Origin of the sequence: Frankia sp. AgKG'84/4 (genome assembly GCF_023242965.2) — a bacterium.
Lineage (GTDB): Bacteria > Actinomycetota > Actinomycetes > Frankiales > Frankiaceae > Frankia.
This window is the reverse complement of sequence record NZ_JALKFU020001299.1, coordinates 1-2,149: the sequence shown is the minus strand read 5'-3', so window position 1 is coordinate 2,149 and position 2,149 is coordinate 1. Positions and strand designations below refer to the sequence as shown.

At 74.0% G+C, this 2,149-nt stretch carries 3 protein-coding genes; 2 read left to right on the top strand and 1 reads right to left on the bottom strand.

Features of this window, described 5'->3' with window-relative positions; translation table 11 throughout:
- Together MXD58_RS29845 and MXD58_RS29840 are read left to right on the top strand one after the other, a co-directional pair.
- A partial coding sequence (locus tag MXD58_RS29845) for an NHL repeat-containing protein (protein ID WP_518478719.1) occupies window positions 1-819 on the top strand: 819 nt, incomplete at its 5' end.
- A 21-nt stretch (window positions 820-840) separates the two neighbouring features.
- A complete protein-coding gene (locus MXD58_RS29840) occupies window positions 841-1,422 on the top strand; it encodes a dihydrofolate reductase family protein (protein WP_248837396.1) in 582 nt (193 codons plus the stop codon).
- 12 nt (window positions 1,423-1,434) lie between these two features.
- On the opposite strand, the gene MXD58_RS29835 is transcribed toward MXD58_RS29840, so the two are convergent.
- A complete protein-coding gene (locus MXD58_RS29835) occupies window positions 1,435-1,878 on the bottom strand; it encodes a hypothetical protein (RefSeq protein WP_250611483.1) in 444 nt (147 codons plus the stop codon).
- Window positions 1,879-2,149 lie beyond the last annotated feature (271 nt).

Genomic DNA, 2,149 nt, shown 5'->3' with positions numbered 1-2,149 from the left:
GCCGACGACAGCACGGCCGCGGACGCCGGCATCGCCGGGCCAGCCGGCCGGGTGTCGGCCGATTCCAGCTCCGGTGCCGGCTCCGATGCCGACAGTGCCCCACCGTCAGCGGGGACGATCTGCCCGCGCGGGCCGACGACCGGCCCGACGAGCCTCGGCGCGCGAATCGGGACGCCGACCTCCGTCGCCGTCGGCCCGACCGGTGCGCTGTACTTCACCACCGGCTACGCCGGTCAGCTCTGGCGGATCGACCCGAACGCCGGCACCGGCGATTACCGTTCGACGCCGGCCACGCTCGTCGCCGGCAACGGCGTCGACGCCGACCGCGACGTTCCCGAGACCCTCGAACGCCGGTACGCCGGGGCCTCGCCCGCGTCCAGGGTCCCGCTGGGCAACACCTACGGAGTCGCCGTCGACGGCGCGGGCCGCGTGTTCGTCCTGTCCTACGGCGGTGGCTACGCCCGCATCCACCTCATCGACAACGGGGCGATCACCACCGTCGTGCAGCGGCCCATCGCCGATACCGACCTCACGGCGCTCGCCCCGGCCCCCGGCGGCCGCGGCGTGCTGTTCACCGACGCCCGGTCACGCACGGTCTGGCAGATCGCAACCGGCCCGGGCACCGCGGCGGGGACCCCGACGCGGATACTGGGCGGCACCTGCGTAGGCGACACCGAGCGGCTGTTCGGCGTCACCGCCAACCGGGCCGGCGACCTGTACTACTCCTGCAACGACGCCACCCAGGCCTCCGTCTACCGGGTCACCGCGCGAGCCCTCGCCGCCGGCATCACCGGCCCGGGCCAGCGCGTCCTGTACTGAACCAAGGCAGAGGAGAGCCCCGTGGGCAGGGTGGTCATGTACGGCTCGGTGTCGGTGGACGGCTTCGTCGCGGACGAGCACGACCAGCCCGGACCGCTGTTCGACTGGTTGTCCAACGGTGACGTCCCGTTGGACGAGAGCGGCCAGTTGACGGTGTCGCAGACGTCCTACGACTACACCCGGCCGTACTGGGACCAGATCGGGGCGACGGTCGTCGGCCGCCACGTCTTCGACCTGACGGACGGCTGGGACGGGACGCCCCCGAGCGGGATCGACCACGTGGTCGTCGTGACGCACCGGCCGGCGCCCGAGGGCTGGGACCCCGAGGCGCCGTTCCACTTCGTCGACGGCGTCGAGACGGCCGTGGCCAGGGCACGGGAGCTCGCGGGTGACCGTGTGGTCGAAGTCGCCGCCGGCGACGTCGGTGGCCAGGTGTTCGCCGCGGGCCTGATCGACGAGGTGCGCATGGATGTCGTACCCGTTGTGTTCGGGTCCGGCAGGCGCTACTTCGGCTCGGTCGACGCGCAGCATCTGTTGGCGGAACCTGATGTGGTGATTGCGGGCAACCGGGTGCTGCACCTGCGCTATCGGGTGCGCCGTTGACCGCTCTGAGGATCAGTCGGCGCGGGCGCGGGTGATGACCTCCGCGGAGAATCGCGGCGTCGACCGTGGTCGGCCCCGCAGCGCGCTTTCGGCGAGGGACGCCAGATACCGCGGATGGACGTCGTACGTCGGGGCGATCCGGTGGGCCAGCAGGCGCACCGCCGCCACGGCGGCGGGGTCCGTCGACTCGATCGGCGTGGCCGCCGGCAGCCACGCCAGGTACATCGTGGTCGCCGCCGCTTCCAGGTCGGTGAGGAGCGCCCTCTGACAGGCCGCGAGCGACGGCCGGGCGACGGGCCGGTAGGTGAGGACACCCGGCGCCTCGTCGGGCAGGGGATCCAGCGCCGATCGGACGGCGGCGTCGGTCGTCCCGGCGAGTCGGACCAGGCGCGCGACGGGAAGTGACCCCCAGGAATCCGCGCCTCGCGCGGCGGCGGACGCCAGTCCCGCCGGCATCACGGATGGTCCCGTCCGCGCGGCCGACACCGTCGTCCGTTCGGGTGGCGGCATGGCCCGATCGGCTGAGGGTGCCGTCCGGCCGGGTGGTGGTGCCGTCCGATCGGCTGAGGGTGCCGCCTGACCGGCCGGCGCGGCGGCCGAAGACGATCCTTCTGGTCGGGCCTGTCCGCGTGACCCGGCGGGGGCGCGTTCGGCGGGGACGGAGGTGCGGACGGCCGGACGTCGGGTCGGGGCGGACGCCGCGCTGCCCGAGCGGGTCGGGGCGGGC

Coding starts and splice junctions, on each gene's coding strand:
- MXD58_RS29835 (WP_250611483.1), bottom strand. CDS start 1,878: ATGCCGGCGGGACTGGCGTCCGCCGCCGCGCGAGGCGCGGATTCCTGG.